At 64.5% G+C, this 16,895-nt stretch carries 18 protein-coding genes; 15 read left to right on the top strand and 3 right to left on the bottom strand.

The window, feature by feature from the left end; translation table 11 throughout:
• Positions 1-7 precede the first annotated feature (7 nt).
• From KMZ68_RS20610 to ilvC, 5 genes are all read left to right on the top strand, one after another.
• Positions 8-994, top strand: coding sequence for a threonine dehydratase (locus KMZ68_RS20610; protein ID WP_215612999.1), 987 nt, complete (start codon positions 8-10; stop codon positions 992-994).
• 174 nt (positions 995-1,168) lie between these two features.
• Positions 1,169-1,711: an acetolactate synthase small subunit gene (gene ilvN, locus KMZ68_RS20605; protein ID WP_215605452.1), complete on the top strand. Its 543-nt coding sequence runs from the start codon at positions 1,169-1,171 to the stop codon at positions 1,709-1,711.
• Positions 1,712-1,714: 3 nt separating this feature from the next.
• Positions 1,715-2,410, top strand: a complete 696-nt coding sequence (locus tag KMZ68_RS20600) for a class I SAM-dependent methyltransferase (protein ID WP_215612998.1) — start codon at positions 1,715-1,717, stop codon at positions 2,408-2,410.
• 106 nt (positions 2,411-2,516) lie between these two features.
• Positions 2,517-3,119, top strand: a complete 603-nt coding sequence (locus KMZ68_RS20595; protein WP_215612997.1) for a LysE family translocator — start codon at positions 2,517-2,519, stop codon at positions 3,117-3,119.
• A gap of 145 nt (positions 3,120-3,264) precedes the next feature.
• Positions 3,265-4,284 (top strand): ketol-acid reductoisomerase, encoded by a 1,020-nt coding sequence (gene ilvC / locus KMZ68_RS20590; protein ID WP_215612996.1) that lies wholly within the window; start codon positions 3,265-3,267, stop codon positions 4,282-4,284.
• 75 nt (positions 4,285-4,359) lie between these two features.
• Here the strand turns inward: ilvC and KMZ68_RS20585 are convergent, their stop codons facing one another.
• On the bottom strand, positions 4,360-4,791 hold the full coding sequence (locus tag KMZ68_RS20585; protein WP_215612995.1) for a PaaI family thioesterase: 432 nt from the start codon (positions 4,789-4,791) through the stop codon (positions 4,360-4,362).
• Between the two features lie 100 nt (positions 4,792-4,891).
• Between KMZ68_RS20585 and KMZ68_RS20580 the strand changes: the two genes are divergently transcribed.
• The 4 genes from KMZ68_RS20580 (at position 4,892) to KMZ68_RS20565 (ending at position 9,254) form a co-directional block, all read left to right on the top strand.
• Positions 4,892-5,728: a LysR family transcriptional regulator gene (locus KMZ68_RS20580; protein WP_215612994.1), complete on the top strand. Its 837-nt coding sequence runs from the start codon at positions 4,892-4,894 to the stop codon at positions 5,726-5,728.
• 318 nt (positions 5,729-6,046) lie between these two features.
• Positions 6,047-8,161 (top strand): methyl-accepting chemotaxis protein, encoded by a 2,115-nt coding sequence (locus tag KMZ68_RS20575; RefSeq protein ID WP_215612993.1) that lies wholly within the window; start codon positions 6,047-6,049, stop codon positions 8,159-8,161.
• Positions 8,162-8,409: 248 nt separating this feature from the next.
• A complete protein-coding gene (locus tag KMZ68_RS20570; RefSeq protein WP_215612992.1) occupies positions 8,410-8,802 on the top strand; it encodes a BA14K family protein in 393 nt (130 codons plus the stop codon).
• A 212-nt stretch (positions 8,803-9,014) separates the two neighbouring features.
• Positions 9,015-9,254 (top strand): PRC-barrel domain-containing protein, encoded by a 240-nt coding sequence (locus KMZ68_RS20565; RefSeq protein ID WP_215612991.1) that lies wholly within the window; start codon positions 9,015-9,017, stop codon positions 9,252-9,254.
• Between the two features lie 254 nt (positions 9,255-9,508).
• On the opposite strand, the gene KMZ68_RS20560 is transcribed toward KMZ68_RS20565, so the two are convergent.
• Complete coding sequence (locus KMZ68_RS20560; RefSeq protein WP_215612990.1) at positions 9,509-10,099, bottom strand: hypothetical protein; 591 nt, start codon at positions 10,097-10,099, stop codon at positions 9,509-9,511.
• A 301-nt stretch (positions 10,100-10,400) separates the two neighbouring features.
• Between KMZ68_RS20560 and KMZ68_RS20555 the strand changes: the two genes are divergently transcribed.
• Positions 10,401-11,252 (top strand): SDR family oxidoreductase, encoded by an 852-nt coding sequence (locus tag KMZ68_RS20555; RefSeq protein ID WP_215612989.1) that lies wholly within the window; start codon positions 10,401-10,403, stop codon positions 11,250-11,252.
• Between the two features lie 16 nt (positions 11,253-11,268).
• Here the strand turns inward: KMZ68_RS20555 and KMZ68_RS20550 are convergent, their stop codons facing one another.
• Positions 11,269-11,892, bottom strand: coding sequence for a ferric reductase-like transmembrane domain-containing protein (locus KMZ68_RS20550; RefSeq protein ID WP_215612988.1), 624 nt, complete (start codon positions 11,890-11,892; stop codon positions 11,269-11,271).
• A gap of 114 nt (positions 11,893-12,006) precedes the next feature.
• On the opposite strand from KMZ68_RS20550, the gene KMZ68_RS20545 reads away from it, so the two are divergent.
• The 5 genes from KMZ68_RS20545 to KMZ68_RS20525 all read left to right on the top strand — a co-directional run bounded on the left by KMZ68_RS20545 (position 12,007) and on the right by KMZ68_RS20525 (position 16,834).
• On the top strand, positions 12,007-12,681 hold the full coding sequence (locus tag KMZ68_RS20545; RefSeq protein WP_215612987.1) for a TetR/AcrR family transcriptional regulator: 675 nt from the start codon (positions 12,007-12,009) through the stop codon (positions 12,679-12,681).
• Positions 12,682-12,873: 192 nt separating this feature from the next.
• A complete protein-coding gene (locus tag KMZ68_RS20540) occupies positions 12,874-14,583 on the top strand; it encodes a sulfatase-like hydrolase/transferase (protein WP_215612986.1) in 1,710 nt (569 codons plus the stop codon).
• 114 nt (positions 14,584-14,697) lie between these two features.
• The gene (locus KMZ68_RS20535) at positions 14,698-15,630 is read left to right on the top strand and encodes an aspartyl/asparaginyl beta-hydroxylase domain-containing protein (RefSeq protein ID WP_215612985.1); all 933 of its coding nucleotides are present in this window, start codon (positions 14,698-14,700) and stop codon (positions 15,628-15,630) included.
• A 107-nt stretch (positions 15,631-15,737) separates the two neighbouring features.
• Complete coding sequence (locus KMZ68_RS20530; RefSeq protein WP_215605472.1) at positions 15,738-16,157, top strand: hypothetical protein; 420 nt, start codon at positions 15,738-15,740, stop codon at positions 16,155-16,157.
• Positions 16,157-16,834, top strand: a complete 678-nt coding sequence (locus tag KMZ68_RS20525; RefSeq protein WP_215612984.1) for an OmpA family protein — start codon at positions 16,157-16,159, stop codon at positions 16,832-16,834. Before KMZ68_RS20530 ends, KMZ68_RS20525 begins: the two co-directional genes overlap by 1 nt.
• Positions 16,835-16,895: the final 61 nt, after the last annotated feature.

The raw sequence follows: 16,895 nt of genomic DNA, 5'->3' as shown, positions 1-16,895 counted from the left end.
CGCGCCGATGTTTGATCTCGGGCAACTGGAACGCGCGCAGGACGTGGTCGGCGCGGCGATGCCCCCGACGCCGGCCTATGCGTGGCCGCTATTGTCGGAGCGGCTCGGCGCTGATGTCATCGTCAAGCATGAGAACCATACGCCGATCGGCGCCTTCAAGGTGCGCGGCGGGCTGGTTTACCTCGATCGTCTGAAGCGCGAACGGCCCGACGCCGTCGGAGTCATCTCGGCGACACGGGGCAATCACGGCCAGAGCCTCGCATACGCGGCGAGCCGCTACCGCATGAAGGCGATGATCTACGTGCCATCAGGCAATTCGGTCGAGAAGAATCGCGCGATGCGGGCCTTCGGCGCCGAGCTCGTCGAATATGGCGAGGATTTCCAGGCGGCGCGCGAGGAAGCCTATCGGCGCGCCGAGGCCACGGGACTTCACATCGTCCCGGCGTTCCACCCGAACCTGGTGCTGGGCGTCGCGACCTACGCGCTGGAGCTCTTGAGAAAAGCGCCGGATCTCGACGTCCTCTACGTGCCGATCGGGCAGGGATCGGGCATCTGCGGCTGCATCATGGCGCGCGACCTGCTCGGGCTGACCACCGAGATCGTCGGCGTGCAATCGACCGAAGCGCCGTCATACGCGCTGTCTTTTGCGGCCGGCACGGTCGTGACGACCGAGACCAGCAATACGCTGGCCGACGGCATGGCGACGCGCGTCCCCGATCCCGACGCGCTGGCGATCATCCGCAAGGGCGCCTCGCGCATCGTGCAGGTCAGCGACGACGAGGTGGCCGCCGCGATTCGCGCCTACTGGACCGATACGCACAATCTTGCCGAAGGCGCCGGTGCCGCGGCGCTCGCCGCCGCCCTGCAGGAAAAGCCGAAGATCCGCGGCAAGCGGGTCGGCCTCATCCTGAGCGGCGGCAATATTGATTTCGAACTGTTCAACCGGTGGGTCGTTCCGGAAACCGCCGTCGCCGGCGGCAAGGTGCTGGTGTGAAGATGGCAACCGCTGCATCACCAATGTTGCTGTCATCGCCCGGCTTGACCGGGCGACCCAGTACGCCGCGGCGTCTCGATTCAATTGCTGCTGCTCTGGAATACTGGGTCCCCGCCTTCGCGGGGACGACGAGCGGTGGGCGTATGACGAACAAGAGAACGACAGGGAATTGAAATGAACCAGCCCGCATCCGCCTATTTCATGGAAGACCGCCATGACCCGATCGAGACCCATACGCTGTCGGTGCTGGTGCAGAACGAGCCTGGCGTGCTCGCCCGCGTGATCGGGCTGTTTTCGGGGCGCGGCTACAACATCGAGAGCCTCACCGTCTCCGAGACCGAGAGCCAGAAACATCTCTCGCGCATTACCATTGTCACCACGGGCACCCCGATGGTAATCGAGCAGATCAAGCACCAGCTCGACCGCATGGTCCCGGTCTACCGCGTCGTCGACATGACGCTGACCGGCCGCTCGATCGAGCGCGAACTGGCGATGGTCAAACTGCGCGGCACCGGCGATCACCGGGTCGAGGCGTTGCGTCTCGCCGAGGCGTTTCGCGCCCGCGTCATCGACGCCACCATCGAAAGCTTCGTGTTCGAGATCACCGGCAACTCCGCCAAGATCAACCAGTTCATCGACCTGATGCGGCCGCTCGGCCTCGTCGAGGTGTCGCGCACCGGGGTCGCCGCGATCGGGCGCGGGCCGGAAGGGATGTAAAGCATGCTGGCGCGCGACTGGTATTACACCGAGCGGCGGCGGGTCGGGATCGATTCCGCCGTCGCTTCGATCTACGACCGGCATGACGACAGCGACAGCCGTGCCCGCGCGGCGCTGACCATGCTGGGGCTGCAACGTGGCTGGCGGCTGGCGGACATCGGCTGCGGCAACGGCGTGCTCGCCTGCGAGGCGGCGGCGATGGGCGCCGAGGTAGACGCCATCGACATTTCGCCGGCGATGCTGGCGCTTGCCGACATCCTGGCGCGCGACCGCAAGGTGGCGATCCGCACCCAGTTCGCGGGGCTTCTGAGCTTCGCCTACCAGCCGAATTCCTACGATCTGATCGTCAGCGAATTCGCGCTGCATCATCTGCCGGATTTCTGGAAGGCGGTGGCGCTGGCGCGCATCTTTGGCGCGCTGAAGCCGGGTTCGAATTTCTATCTGCGCGACATCGTGTTCGCCGGCATGCCCGACGGGATCGAGCGCGACGTCGAGGGCTGGGCGGACTTCAGCATCAAAAATCATGATTTCGACCGCGACAGCGTCATCACCCATATGCGCGACGAATATTCGACCTTTGGCTGGGTGATCGAGCGCATGCTGACCGACGTCGGCTTCACGCTGGTCTCGGCCGACTACCACGCGCCGCTGCACGGCACCTATCTGCTGCGCAAACCGAAATCCGGCGAGCAGGGCTAGCGACGTGAAGCCTTTCGACCTCTTCCTGGCCGTCACGGTGGCGGAGATCCGGCGCCTTGCCTTGGTGGCGAGCCGGATCGCCACGGCTTGATCGGGAAGAGCAGGCATGTCCCATTCGCTGCTGATCGCCTTCGTCATGTTCGCCGTCGTGATGTTCTTCACGCCGGGGCCGAACAACATCATGCTGCTGTCGTCGGGGCTGACCTACGGCTTCCGCCGCACGCTGCCGCACGTCGCGGGCATCACGATCGGCTTTGCCTTCATGATCGGGGCGGTGGGCCTCGGGCTCGGGACCATCTTCATCACCTATCCGGTGCTGCAGACCGTCCTCAAATATGCCGGCGTCGCCTATCTGGTCTATCTCGCCGCAGCCATCGCGATGTCCGGGCCGGTCGCGCAGGATCAGGACAACCGGCGCGGGCCGATGACGTTCTGGGGCGCGGCCATGTTCCAGTGGATCAACGCCAAGGGCTGGGTCATGGTGATCGGCACCATCACCGCCTATGCCGGCATCGCCGGCTTTCCCTGGAATATCGTCATCCAGGTCATGCTCAGCCTGTTGCTGGGAACGTTGTCCTGCTCGGCCTGGGCGCTGTTCGGCAGCGCGCTGCGGCCGGTCCTGACCTCGCCGAAGGCGGTGCGGGCCTTCAATATCGTGATGGCCGCCCTGCTGCTGGCCTCGCTCTGGCCGGTCTTCATGGACGCATGATGCCGCACCGCGCCATGCAGAAACGGGTTTCCCCTGACGGGAAAAATGCTCTAGACAACGCCGGAAATTCGCGGGCGACCGGCGGTCCCATCCACCCAAAAGCCTGATTAACCGGCCGATCTTGGCCACCGATGAGGAAACCACCATGCGTGTTTATTACGATCGCGACGCCGACCTGAACCTGATCAAGGGCAAGAAGGTCGTCATCGTCGGCTACGGCAGCCAGGGCCACGCCCATGCGCTGAACCTGAAGGATTCCGGCGTCAAGGACGTCGCCATCGCGCTGCGCAAGGGCTCGGCCTCCGCCAAGAAGGCCGAGACCGCCGGCTTCAAGGTGATGGAAGTCGCCGAGGCCGCCAAATGGGCCGACCTCGTCATGATGCTGACCCCCGACGAATTGCAGGGCGACATCTATCGTGAGCATCTGCACGACAACATGAAGAAGGGCGCCGCCCTGGTGTTTGCGCACGGTCTCAACGTGCACTTCAACCTGCTCGACCCGCGCGCCGACCTCGACGTGCTGATGATCGCGCCGAAGGGCCCCGGCCACACCGTGCGCTCGGAATACCAGCGCGGCGGCGGCGTGCCCTGCCTGATCGCGATCTCGAAGGATGTTTCGGGCAACGCCCACGACCTCGGCCTCAGCTACGCTTCCGCGATCGGCGGCGGCCGCGCCGGCATCATCGAGACCACGTTCAAGGAAGAATGCGAGACCGACCTGTTCGGCGAGCAGGTGGTGCTGTGCGGCGGCCTGGTCGAACTGATCAAGGGCGGCTACGAGACGCTGGTCGAAGCCGGCTACGCGCCGGAGATGGCCTATTTCGAGTGCCTGCACGAGGTGAAGCTGATCGTCGATCTGATCTATGAAGGCGGCATCGCCAACATGAACTACTCGATCTCCAACACCGCCGAATACGGCGAATACGTCACCGGCCCGCGCATCGTCACCGAAGAGACCAAGAAGGAGATGCGCAAGGTGCTCGCCGACATCCAGGGCGGCAAGTTCGCCCGCGACTGGATGCTGGAGAACAAGGTCAACCAGACCTCGTTCAAGGCGACCCGCGCCAAGCTCGCGCAGCACCCGATCGAGGAAGTCGGCGCCAAGCTCCGCGACATGATGCCGTGGATCAAGAAGGGCGCGCTGGTCGACAAGACCAAGAACTGAGGCGCGAGTACGCGAACTGAACGGAACCTTCGAGCCCCGGACGCGCTGCGTCCGGGGCTCAATAATGTCTGGCGTCTATTTCGGCATCGCCACGGCGCGCAGCGTGACGATCGCGACCGCGCACGGTGTCTCCAAGCCTTTCGCCTTTGACGCCACGTCGACTTGCGCGACGCCAATCGTGTTCCCGACCTGAATGGCCCGCGCCCGCGCGATCAACTCCTCGCCCTTGGCCGGGGCGAGGAAGCTGACCTGAAGGTTCACCGTCACCGCGAACCGGCCGGGCGCCATGGCGCTGGTGACCGCGCCGCCGCCGGCATGGTCGGCGAGGCCGGCGATCACCCCGCCGTGGAAGAAGCCGTTCGCCTGCAACAGGTCGGCGTTCTTGCCGAGCGACATCACGACATGCCCGGGTTCCGCGCTCTCGACCCTGGTGCCGATGGCCCTGGTGAACCCGGGCGCGCTGGTGACGATTTCCGCAAGTTCGCGGATGCGATGGTGGTGATCCATGAGACCCTCCGTGCTGTTCAGCCGGCGGCCATGCTCGGGCCCTCGCGTGGTCTCGGCAATGACGATTGCTCCGATACCGAGCTATAGATATGATCTATAGATGGACCTGAAGCAGATCCGGTATTTCGTGGCGGTGGCGGAAGCGGGCAGCTTCAGCGCCGGCGCCAGGCGCGCCTTCGTCACGCAGCCGACGCTGTCGGCCGCGATATCTGCGCTCGAGGCCGAACTGGGATTTGCATTGCTGGAGCGTCATGCGCGCGGCGTAAGGCTCACTGCAAAGGGCGAGGGGGCGCTTGTTACCGCGCATTCGATCTTGCGGCAGACCGAACAGCTCAAGGCGGCCTCCCGCGACAAGCCCGCGGGCAAGCCGCGGCGGCTCGGAATACTGCCGACGCTGGCTCCGGCATTCGTGACCGGATGCCTGTCGCGGCTGATGGCGATCGACTCCGACAAGTCCTGGCGGACGGAAGATGCACCGCTGGCAAAGCTTCGCCAGCGGTTGGCCAACGGCCGCTACGATCTGATCTTGACCGCGCTGGGTCCACCGGCGCGTGGCCACCGGCAAGCGGAACTGCTGACCGACAGACAGGCACTGGCCGTCTCGTCACGCGCTTTCCCTCGCGGGCCGGTCACGCCGGAAATCCTCTCGGGCCAGCCGCTGATCGTGCGCGTGCATTGTGAGCAGCTGCAGGCCGCTTCGCGCGTGCTCGATGCGTGGAAGGTGCGGCCGCGGGTGGTGGCGCAGACCGACAGCGACGCCAGGGCGCTCGCGATGGTCGCGGCCGGTCTCGGATTTTGCCTGATGCCGGACAGCTTCGAACACCCTGATGTCCGCATGCTTCGTTCCGACGATGTTGAATTGTCGCGGCGGCTGGGGTTTGAATGGGTGCGAGGCGCTGCGAATGGCTGGCTGGATCAGGCGCTCGATCGTCTGTGAATTCTTCCGGAAGTTTGCAGCGGCGCGAGATGTTTCGTGACGTGATGCCCGTCCGTCGCTTGCTGCAAGATTCTTCAAGCAGAGGAGAGTGGTGCAGCGCAACTGCTATTCGTAGTTGTCGTTTTTCATCGCGAGCGCGAATGCGGAGGCCGCGCCTTCTATCGGAATTCACCTGAAATTAAGCTGGTTGGGACTATCTCTGAAGCGACGACCGAACGAGACTCCAAGATCTCCGCGGATTTTTCCGCGTCCGCGCTTCGCAATTCCGGCGTCCTTGTCCCGTCCAGTTGAAGGTCTTTTCGATTGAAGGTTCGTGCCATGAATCCGTCCGCCCAGGCTGCGACTGTTTGGAATATCCGCAATCTCCTCATCACGGCGGTAGCGCTGCTGTCGCTGCTCGGGCTGGCGGTTTCAGGTTACGTGCTGCGCAATGCAAGCCTGGAGCGCACCACCGCTTCCGATGCGGCATCGGTCAACGAAACCGCCGATCTGCTGCTGGAAAGCGCCGGCCAATGGGCGCGCGAGCGCGGCGCGGCCAACCTCGCATTGAATTCGGCCAATCCCGCAACGGACGCGCAGGTAGCGGCGATAGCGGGTTTCCGGAAATCGGCGGATCAGCCATTCGAGCGCGCGCTCGGCCGCATGGCGGTGCAGGCGTTTGCCAATCGCGAACAGCTCATCGCAAGCGCGAAGCGTGCCTTCGAACAAGTTGCGGCGCTTCGGCGCCAGGCCGACGCCGAAATGGTCAAGCCCGCAAGCGCGCGTCAGTCTCAAGTCGTGTCGCAATGGGCGCCGGCCATCACCGGGCTGATCGTGGCGAGCCAGAATCTTCGCGTCGCCGCGGCGATGGATGAAGACAACGTCCAGGCGCGGCTGTCGAGCCTGCAGAGTCTCAAGCACTTCGTCTGGATCATGAGCGAGTATCTCGGTCGCGAGCGCGCCACGGTGGCGGCGCTGATCGCGGCCGCGCGGCCGATGAATTCCCAGGAGATCGCCACTCTCGGCAGCTTCCGGGGCCGGGTCGAGGCTGCGTGGGACTATGTGCAGGCCTATGCCGCAAAAACTTCCGCGCCGCCGCCGGTAACCGCGGGCGCCGGCCGGCTGGGCGAACAGGTATTCCAGCGCTTCGAGGGGACGCGCAAGGCGGTCTACGCCGCGGGGCTCGGCGGCGGAAACTATCCGGTCAGTTCCGCCGAATGGTTCAGTCAGTCGACGGCGGCCATCGACGAAGTGATCGCGTTGAGCGCATTGGCAAGCCAGGAAGCCGCGCGTCTGGCCGAAACCGCACAGCGCGACAGTCTGCAGATGCTGGTGCTGAACGGTTTCCTGATGACCTTCTCGTTGCTGCTTGCCGCGGCGACGCTCTGGATGGTGATCAGCCGCATCATCCGTTCGCTCGGCCAGATGACGGAGGCGATGAGCGAGCTGGCGGGCGGCGAGACGTCGGTCGTGGTTCCCTGCTCGGACCGCCGCGACGAAATGGGCTCGATGGCGCGCGCCTTGCTGGTATTCAAGGAGAATGCCCTGAGGATGCGGGACATGCAGGCCGAGCGAGAGGCTCTCGAAAAAGCCGCCCGGGAGGAAAAGGTTGCCGCCATGGCCCGGCTTGCCGACGCCTTCGAAGGCACGGTCGGAGAAATCGTCGAAACCGTCACCGCGGCCTCGACCCAGCTCGAGGCTTCGGCCGGCACCCTGACGGCGACCGCAGCGCGGGCGCAGGAGCTCACGACCATGGTCGCCGCCGCCTCGGAGGAGGCCTCGACCAATGTCCAGTCGGTGGCCTCCGCGAGCGAGGAGATGGCCTCCTCGGTCAGCGAGATCAGCCGGCAGGTGCAGGAATCCTCGAGAATCGCAGGAGAGGCGGTGGAGCAGGCCCGCAAGACCCATGATCGCGTCAGTGACCTGTCGAGCGCGGCCAACCGGATCGGCGACGTGGTCGAGTTGATCAATAGCGTTGCCGGACAGACCAACCTCCTGGCGCTCAATGCAACGATTGAGGCGGCGCGCGCCGGAGAGGCCGGCCGCGGCTTTGCGGTGGTGGCCTCCGAAGTCAAGGCGCTGGCCGAGCAGACGGCGAAGGCGACCGAGGAAATCCGCAAGCAGATCGGCGACATCCAGAACGCGACGCGGGATTCCGTGCATGCGATCGAGGAGATCGGCGTGACCATCGGCCGGATTTCCGAAATCTCGTCGACCATTGCCTCCGCGGTCGAGGAGCAGGGCGCCGCCACGCAGGAGGTCGCCCGCAACGTCCAGCAGGCGGCGCAGGGCACCCAGCAGGTGGCGTCCAACATCACGGACGTGCAGCGCGGCGCCAGCGAAACCGGCTCGGCGTCGTCCCAGGTGCTGACGTCGGCGCAGTCGCTTTCGTCCGAAAGCGGCCGCCTCAAGCGCGAGGTCGGCAAGTTCCTGGATACGGTGCGCGCGGCCTGAGCGATCGGCTTCGCTGACTGCGGTATCGCAGCCGGCCTCGCCGGATCAGCGCTCGGGTGCGCAATGCTCCCGCCGGTCGGCGACGGCGCCGCTGGGGCCTTAGCCCTCCGACGCACGCGGCGTTCGGCGGTTACAAAAATGCCCGATTCCGATCTGCGGTTGAGCTAGGTCAATAGCACTGGACCTTTGGCGCCTAAGGATTGCATTCGGCAGGGCTTGTCCCTGAGCCAATTCCCGGGAGGATTGTAATGAAGAAATCGTCTGGAGTTCTTCTTGCCGCGCTGGCGGTGGCATCAATGGGGGCTGTCGCGCCTGCTACGGCGGCGCCGATCGGATCGCCGCTGATGCTGCAAAACACGGTGGAGACATCGGTGGAGACCGTACGATATCGCCGCGGCTATGGCCCGGCCGTTGGCCTTGGCATCGCCGGCGCACTGATCGGCGGGGCGATTATTGGCGCAACGCAGCCCTACGGCTATTACGGCTATTACGGCTACCCCGGCTATTACGGTCCGGCCTACGTCGTCGCACCTCCCTACGTCGGCGGCGCAGTTGCCTATTGTGCGCAACGCTACAGGTCCTACGACCCGTATTCCGGGACCTATCTTGGCTTCGACGGGTATCGCCATCCTTGTCCCTGACGGCGGCAACTGTTGACGGAGAAAGTCGCGCCCCTGCGCCACGCCAACTTGCGCTTGCGCGGCGAGCGGTCATGCCGCCGCGCCGCCGATCAGGCCGAACAACTGGCGGCGTCGCATATCGGACACTCGGTTGCCCCATCCCGGTCACGGCTTGCACACCTTTCAGATGCAACATCTTCCGCTGAATCGCCCGCGTGACTCTTGGGAACATCATGACAACTGCAAAAGTCCGCGCATCGACGATCCTCACCGCGTTCGGGGAGGTGGAATCCGAGCTTGTCGGCAAAGCCGTCGTTCTCACCGACGGAAAAGCCGGAATGGTTCAGAGCGTTTGGCTGGACGAGCTTCATGGCCTGCGAATTTCGATCAAGGGCCACGATGGAAAGTGGCCAATCTCGACCATAAAATTCGAACAGAGCTGCCAGGAGCTGAGCGAGCCGGCCCCGGGTTAGGACGTTTGGATTGGATCGCCGTACGCGAGGATTGGATCCGCTCAGTAGATGGCTGCAATCTTCGGCGCGGAGCAAAGAAAGAAATCGGCTGTCGCGGGAATTCCGTCGTCCGAGACCATTTGCTGTCTGTCCAATGTTGGACGCACTACAACTGGTAGACACTGCGAAGAAGACCAGCCCGCCGCTGGTGGCGCCATGAAGGTTATCGATGCTGCCTATCCGTCACAGGCCTTGGCACAAACAGCTTTGACGGCTTATTGCCTGTAACGGCAATACTCGTCGCCATTGTCGTACTCGAAGCAGACTTTCACGCGGCGCCGGGCTCGGTCTCCATCGGAGTAACCGCGATTATCCTTATCTCGCTCCGCGCGGTCCCGGTCCCGATCTTCGCGCTCTGAATATCGTCCGCGGTCCGGGTCGCGATCGCGGCTGGTCTCACGGTCGCGATGCATCATTCCGCCACGACCCATTTCATGGTCTTCACGGCCCATACGGTAGCTGTCGCCACGACGTATCATCCCGCCACGACCCATCTCACGGTCGTCATCACCCATACGGCTGCTGTCGCCGTGACACATCATCCAGCCACGACCCATCTCGCGGTTGTTACCGCCCGTGCGGTCGCTGTCGCCGCGACGCATCATCCCGCAGTGGCCCATCTCGCGGTCGTCAGTCTTCGGTTGGTCGCGGCCGGTTCGTTGTTCCCGTTGTGGTTGGGAGTTCTGGTCAGTCTGGGCCGGAGTACCGGCTTGCGGAGTTGCAGCCGGCGCCTTTCCCTGCTCCTGGGCGGATGAGCAGAGGCTCGACGAGGCGAGTAACATCGTGGCGAGGACAAACACGCGCATGGGATTTTTCTCCATTGGGGTGTGATCCTAACTACCCGGTCATCTCTTGGTTTCGCGCATCAGGTCAAAATTGTACGCGCGCCCCCAAGGCGACCCCAATTCTCCTTTCCTTGGGAAGGTCTGTTGCTACGTCCGAACCCGACATTGTGATCAATATTGCTCTTGTTGGCCGTTTCAGATTTGGGTGCCCGGCTTTATCGCCCGGCTATACTGAGCAGAGCAGAAAAGCCAACATCGTCAGCCGATTGTGCCGTGTTCCGTGCGGGCCACAAAGGCTCGCTGAACCAAAAGGGAGCTATCCATGCAATCTGTCGTCATCACCGGGGCGTCCACCGGCATCGGCTGGGCCACCGCGAAGCTGTTGCTCGATCGCGGGTTTCACGTGTTCGGCAGCGTGCGCAAGCAGGCCGATGCCGACCGCCTCGGAAGCGAATTCGGCGCGAATTTCACGCCGCTGCTGTTCGACGTGACCGACGAGGCCAAGGTGCTGGCCGCCGCCCGCGAGGTCCGCGCGGCGCTCAATGGCGAAACGCTGACCGGCCTCGTCAACAATGCCGGCATCGCGGTCGCAGGGCCGGTGCTTGAACTGGCGGTCGACGAATTCCGCCGCCAGATGGATGTCAACGTCATCGGGCCTGTTATCGCCACGCAGGCTTTCGGGCCGCTGCTCGGATCCGATCCCTCGCTGAAGGGCCCGAAGGGCCGGATCGTGATGGTCAGCTCGGTCTCCGGCAGAGCCGGCGCGCCGCTGACGGCGCCCTATGCGGCGTCGAAGCACGCGATCGAGGGGCTGTCGGAAAGCCTGCGCCGCGAAATGATGCTGTTCGGCATCGATGTCATCATCGTCGCACCGGGCCCGGTGAAGACGCCGATCTGGAGCAAGGCCGAGGAGGTCGATATTTCCGTCTACAGGAACTCGCCGTTCTTTCCGGCGCTGCAACGGATCCGCAAATTCATGCTGCAGCTCGGCGAAACCGGATTGCCGCCGGAAAAGATCGCGGAAGCGATAGCCGGTGCGCTGACCTCATCCAGTCCCAAGGTGCGGTACCAGCTCACGCCGGATCCGATGCAGCACCTGATCACAGCCGTGCTGCCGAAGCGCATGGTCGACCGGATCATCGCCAAGCGTCTCGGGCTGATGCCGCCGGCGTGAGCGAAGGCATCAGCCGTTAGCCTGCCTGAACGGTCCGCGGCGTTTGCTTCGGCGCCATCGCGATCAGCCGCAGCGCCATCACCGCCAGCAGCGGGAGCAGGAACAGCGCGTAGGGCGGCATGTCGGGAATCCGCTTGCCGAACGAGACCATGAACTGAAACCACAAATAATAGCCGCCGGTCAGATGCAGGATGCGCCAGGCCCGCGGGCCGATCGCCGCGGCGCTGCGGTCGAACGACGTCGCCGCCATTGCGATGATGCAGGCATAGCCGATGCCGCCGAAGATATAGGAGGCGGCCGAGGTGGCGGCGGCATAGCCCGCGGGATCCATGATCGCGAAACAGGCGATGGCGATCGCATGAATGCCGTGGGATGCGGCGAAGGTCACGCCGAGATAGCGCCGGTTGCGGCGCTGCCATCGCGTCCAGGCATTGGGCCACAGCCGCGCCAGCGCCGCGGCGCTGAAGGCCAGGCAGAAGAACAACAGCGATGTCCGTGCGGTGAAGCGGATCACCATGCGCACGCCATCGACCTCGAATTGCCGCATGCCCGCGATCCAGATGCAGAGCCCGGCGAGGATCAGCGCCAGCACGGCGAACAGCCGCCAGCCTTCGAACCAGTGTTGGCGACGTGACGACATGGCGAGCTCCTCCGTTGGCGTAATGTAATCATCAGTTACATTTCGCTCGCCGGCATCGTCAATCCGTGTATGCAGTGCTTACATTCACGATCGGGTGATGCTAGATGTCTCGCCATGCCTGTCCCCGCCAAGCCGAAACGCCGGCCCGCCCGCCGCCCGGTTGAACCGCCGAAGCCCTATCACCATGGCGATCTCAAGCGCGTGCTGGTCGAGGCGGCGCTCGAACTGGCCGAGGCGGGCGGCGCGGAGGCGGTCAGCGTGCGCGAGGCCGCCCGCCGCGCCGGCGTTTCGCCGGGGGCGCCGTTCCGGCATTTTCCCAGCCGCAACGCCCTGATGGCGGCGGTGGCCGCCGAGGCGCAGCGGCGTTTCCGGGCCGAGATCGACGCCGCGCTGGCCGAAGCGCCTGCGGGCGACCCGCTGGCACGGTTTCGGGCCCTTGGGCTCGCTTATCTGCGCTGGGCGATGCGTAACCCGGCCCATTTCGAGATCATCTCGAGCGGCCGGTATTTCAATCACGACAGGGCAGCCGGACTGTCCCGGGACAATGCCGAACTGATCGGCCTGGCCGAAGCCACGCTGGCAGAAGCCTTCGCCAGCGGGCAGCTGAACTCGCCCGACCTGAAACGGGTCCAGGTCGCCGGCCGTGCTCTGGTCTACGGCTTTGCCCGCATGAACATCGACGGGCACTTTCCGCGCTGGGGCATCGCGGAAGGCGAGGCGGCGGCGACCGCCGAGGCGATCCTCGACCTCTTCGTCGAGGGCATCGCCCGGCGTCCCCGGCCGGCCTGAGCTTGCCGCGTCGGCTGCCTCGAGGCCGGGCAATCACCCGGCCTCACGCCGGCTGCGGCAAATTCATTGCGCGTTCATGACGTTTCACTTACATTTTCATGACACGTCGCAGGTTCCGGCTGCGCCGTCTGTCTCCTGGTCGTCGCCAGCCAAGGCTCAAGGGCAGTGCCGGTGTAAACGCGTCCCAAACCCATGGCGCCCGCGCCAAACCAAGGTCCAATCGCCACCGTCGCCACCGCCAGCGTTGCCGCGGTCGGAATCTGGCGGCTGCTGGCGGTAGCCGCCCCGCATCTGGCGGCGATCGGCCTGATGCTGCAGACCGAAACCGATCTCGGTTCGCGCACGGGCTTCGTGCTGGCCTGGGGAATCCTGAACTTCTTCTTTATCGCGTTGTTGCGGCGTCCGGCGCTGTCGGGCGCGCTGTCGCTGACGCTGGTCGTGGTGTTGATCCTGCTGTCGCGGCTCAAGCACGACATCGTGCAGATGACCGCGAACTTCGTCGACCTGATGGTGATCGACCGCGATACCGCAGCGTTCCTGTTTACGATCTTCCCCAATCTGCGCTGGTCCGTGATCGGCGCGGCCGTCGTCACCCTTCCTTTGATGTACGCATTGTGGTGGCTCGATCCGTTCCGGATCCGCCGCCTGCCGGCCCTGGCCGGCAAGCTGACATGTCTGGCGGCGCTGGTCGGGTATTCCTTTGCCTGGCCGGATGAGGCCTGGCGCGGCTATTACGACGACGGCTATCTGTCCAAATTCGCCCGCTCCGGCGTTACCGCGGTGTCGGATTTCATCAATTACGGCTTCATGGAATCGGATGCGGTCGCCGCCGAGCGGCTCAAGGTGCCGCTGGTGGATTCCTGCCATCCCGCCGGGCGGCGGCCCCACATCCTCATGATCCACGACGAGTCCAGTTTCGACATCCGCCAGGCCAAGGGCATCAAGGTGCCGGCGGGGTACGGCAGCCACTTCAAGTCGTTCGACGGCAAGGAGCGCAGATTCCTGGCCGAGAGCAATGGCGGCCCGAGCTGGTTCACCGAATACAATGTGCTCGCCGGGCTGTCGTCGCGCTCGTTCGGCCGGTTTTCCTATTTCGTGACCCGGATCGCGTCGGGACGTGTCGAGCGCGGCCTGCCGCTGGCGCTGCGCCGCTGCGGCTACGAGACGATTTCGCTGTATCCGGCCTATGGCGCGTTCATGAGCGCGCGCAGCTTTCAGACCTCCACCGGGATCCAGCGCTTCTATGACGCGCGCGATCTCGGCGCCAAGGGCGTCGAGCCCGACAGCTTCTACTACGACAAGGCGCTGCAGCTGATGTCGGGCAACGCGCCGAACAAGCCGCTGTTCATGTTCGTCTATCTCGCCGCCAATCACTTTCCCTGGGAGACCCGGTTTCGTCCGGACCTGACGCCGTCCTGGAAGCGGCCCGGCAACGAGCCGGTGGTCGACGAATACATCCGCCGCCAGGCCATGAGCGCCGGCGACTACACCGCGTTCATTGCGAACCTGAAGAAGAAGTTTCCGGCGCAGCCGTTCCTGATCGTGCGCTACGGCGATCACCAGCCGGAATTCTCGCCGCACGTGCTCGATCCCGGTCTCGGCGAGGCCGGCGTCGGCAAGAAGCTGAACGCCTACGACCCGCGCTATTACGCGACCTATTACGCCATCGACGCTGTCAACTTCGAGCCGGTCAAGAGCGCCGCCGTCATGGATACGGTCGATGGGCCCTATCTGCCGCTGGTGATCCAGGAAGCCGCCGGCATTCCGCTCGATCCGTCGTTCGAGGAGCAGAAGAGCATCATGCTGCGCTGCAAGGGCATGTTCTATGCCTGCAAGGACGGCGCGGAAGCCCGGCGGTTCAACCGGTTGCTGATCGACGCCGGCATGGTGCGGGGATTGTAGGGCGCGGCGGCCGTCCGGGTTCCGGCGGAAGCGGGTGGCCGGACGCCTTGAGTGTGGCCGTACAAACCTGCTAAACGTTTCGCAGTAGAGGCGGTTTTTTCGGGGTCTTTCGCCATGCTGATGCGTCTTTTCGCGCCGCAATTTCTCGTGGTCTGGGCCTTCCTCGGCTCGGCCGTGGCCGTGCATTTCCGCGGCAAGGTGCGGCTCGGGTTCTGGCGGCAGTTCACCGACCATTCCACCATCATGGCGCCCTACAATGTGCTGATGTACCTGTTCTCGGCGGTGCCGAACCGGCCCATCCTCGACGAGCAGTCGATCCCCGAACTCAAGCTCTTGCGCGACAATTGGGAAGTGATCCGCGACGAGGCGCTGGTGCTGTTCGCGCAGGGCCAGATCAAGGCCGCCGACAAGTACAACGACTGGGGTTTCAACTCGTTCTTCCGGACCGGCTGGAAGCGGTTTTACCTGAAATGGTACGACGCGCCGCTGCCGTCGGCGCTCGCCAATTGCCCGAAGACCGTCGAATTCCTGAATGCGATCCCCAACATCAAGGGCGCGATGTTCGCGAGCCTGCCGCCCGGCGGCAAACTGGTGCAGCACCGCGATCCCTATGCCGGCTCGCTGCGCTATCACATGGGACTGGTGGTGCCGAAATCGCCGGGCGAATGCCGGATCGTCATCGACGGCGAACCTCACTACTGGTACGAGGGCAAGGGCCTGCTGTTCGACGAGACCTATCTGCACTACGCCGAGAACACCACCAGCGACGACCGCATCATCCTGTTCTGCGACATCGAACGTCCGTTGCACACCCGCGCCATGACCGCAGTCAATCGCTGGGTCTCCAAGCACATCATCAACGAGAGCGCCACCCAGAACGAAGAGGGCGAGCGCGTCGGCTGGCTCAACAAGATCTTCGGCTACGTCTACCACGTGCGGTTGGTGGGCAAGCGGATGAAGGCCTGGAACAAGCGCGTCTATTACGCGGTGAAATATCTGCTGATCGGCGGCATCCTCGCCGCCTTCCTGGCGACCGCGTTCGCTTGAGAATGCGGGGGCGACCGACGTCCGCGTCGCGGTGCCACCTCGCTATATCGGTGGTTTCCGGTCCTCGAGGCTTGACCGGGGGCGTCCGGTTCATGTGAGATGAAACCATGAACCGCCTCCTGACCATCATTGCCGTGCTTGTCGTTGCCGCTTCGTCATCCGCGGTGGCGGAGACGATCAAATTCGAGGATTCGGCGGCGCTGTTGGGCGCCGCCTGCGCCAGGGACATCGACGCCAACTGCCGCGGCGTCAATCTCGACCCCACGCGCATGAAGGATTGTCTGTTGCGCAACCAGGATGTTCTGACGCCGCAGTGCAAGAGCGAATATAGCCGGGCTTTCGATCAGATCCAGAAGCGCGTCGCCGCGCGTCTGGCCGTCTTCAAGCTATGCGAGCGCGACATCGTCAAGCTTTGTCCCGGGGTCCAGAAGGGCGACCGAGGTGCTGCAGTCGACTGCCTGCTGGCGGGGCCGCGCGGCATCGGCATCAATTGCGGCAAGTCCCTCGGCGAAGCGGGGTATCGCTGATGCGATCGGGCAGCAAGAACCGGGGCGGCATCGGCTTGCTCCTGGCCGCGCTGATCGGCTTTGCGGGGCTTCCGGCCCTGGCGCAGGCTCCGGCGGGCGGCACTTCGGAAGAATGGATCAAGAAGCTCGGCGGCCTTGCGACCGAGCCGGAGCTCGATCTGGCGGAATTGAAGAAACAGGCGGCGGAACGAATCAAGGCGAGGGTGGAGCCGATCCCGAACAAGCGGCCGCCGATGGCGCCCGAATTGAACAAGCTGCCGCACTTCGTCGCCGAAATTTTGTTCGATGAAGACGCCGCGGTGGTGCGGCCCGATTCTTACCGGACGCTGGGGCGGATCGCCGACACGCTCACCCACCCGTCGATGCTGGGATACAAATTCCTGATCGTCGGCCATACCGCCTCGGGCGGCCGCCGCGACTTCAACCTGACGCTGAGCCAGCGCCGGGCCGACGTGATCCGCGACGTGCTGGTCAACACCTTCAAGGTTTCGTCCAAGCGTCTGGTGACCCTCGGCCTCGGCGAGGAGCAGCTCTTGGACCGCGCGAAACCGGGGTCGCCGGTGAACCAGCAGACCCAGATCGCGACGATCGGAAGCTCGATTGAGGCAAACTCTCCTCCCGTCGCGCCTGCCGCCGCCGTTCCTGCGAAAGCAGGGACCCATAAGCCCAAGCGTTAGGCAAAGGCGCGCCTTCGCGCCGTGCCCACCCATCCTGATGCGCCGTCAAGAATGGTGGGCA

The organism is Bradyrhizobium sediminis, from assembly GCF_018736105.1.
Taxonomy (GTDB): Bacteria; Pseudomonadota; Alphaproteobacteria; order Rhizobiales; family Xanthobacteraceae; genus Bradyrhizobium.
This window is presented reverse-complemented; position numbering and strand designations above follow the sequence as displayed.

Coding starts and splice junctions, on each gene's coding strand:
- KMZ68_RS20610 (WP_215612999.1), top strand. CDS start 8: ATGTTTGATCTCGGGCAACTGGAACGCGCGCAGGACGTGGTCGGCGCG.
- ilvN (WP_215605452.1), top strand. CDS start 1,169: ATGAACCAGCCCGCATCCGCCTATTTCATGGAAGACCGCCATGACCCG.
- KMZ68_RS20600 (WP_215612998.1), top strand. CDS start 1,715: ATGCTGGCGCGCGACTGGTATTACACCGAGCGGCGGCGGGTCGGGATC.
- KMZ68_RS20595 (WP_215612997.1), top strand. CDS start 2,517: ATGTCCCATTCGCTGCTGATCGCCTTCGTCATGTTCGCCGTCGTGATG.
- ilvC (WP_215612996.1), top strand. CDS start 3,265: ATGCGTGTTTATTACGATCGCGACGCCGACCTGAACCTGATCAAGGGC.
- KMZ68_RS20585 (WP_215612995.1), bottom strand. CDS start 4,791: ATGGATCACCACCATCGCATCCGCGAACTTGCGGAAATCGTCACCAGC.
- KMZ68_RS20580 (WP_215612994.1), top strand. CDS start 4,892: ATGGACCTGAAGCAGATCCGGTATTTCGTGGCGGTGGCGGAAGCGGGC.
- KMZ68_RS20575 (WP_215612993.1), top strand. CDS start 6,047: ATGAATCCGTCCGCCCAGGCTGCGACTGTTTGGAATATCCGCAATCTC.
- KMZ68_RS20570 (WP_215612992.1), top strand. CDS start 8,410: ATGAAGAAATCGTCTGGAGTTCTTCTTGCCGCGCTGGCGGTGGCATCA.
- KMZ68_RS20565 (WP_215612991.1), top strand. CDS start 9,015: ATGACAACTGCAAAAGTCCGCGCATCGACGATCCTCACCGCGTTCGGG.
- KMZ68_RS20560 (WP_215612990.1), bottom strand. CDS start 10,099: ATGCGCGTGTTTGTCCTCGCCACGATGTTACTCGCCTCGTCGAGCCTC.
- KMZ68_RS20555 (WP_215612989.1), top strand. CDS start 10,401: ATGCAATCTGTCGTCATCACCGGGGCGTCCACCGGCATCGGCTGGGCC.
- KMZ68_RS20550 (WP_215612988.1), bottom strand. CDS start 11,892: ATGTCGTCACGTCGCCAACACTGGTTCGAAGGCTGGCGGCTGTTCGCC.
- KMZ68_RS20545 (WP_215612987.1), top strand. CDS start 12,007: ATGCCTGTCCCCGCCAAGCCGAAACGCCGGCCCGCCCGCCGCCCGGTT.
- KMZ68_RS20540 (WP_215612986.1), top strand. CDS start 12,874: ATGGCGCCCGCGCCAAACCAAGGTCCAATCGCCACCGTCGCCACCGCC.
- KMZ68_RS20535 (WP_215612985.1), top strand. CDS start 14,698: ATGCTGATGCGTCTTTTCGCGCCGCAATTTCTCGTGGTCTGGGCCTTC.
- KMZ68_RS20530 (WP_215605472.1), top strand. CDS start 15,738: ATGAACCGCCTCCTGACCATCATTGCCGTGCTTGTCGTTGCCGCTTCG.
- KMZ68_RS20525 (WP_215612984.1), top strand. CDS start 16,157: ATGCGATCGGGCAGCAAGAACCGGGGCGGCATCGGCTTGCTCCTGGCC.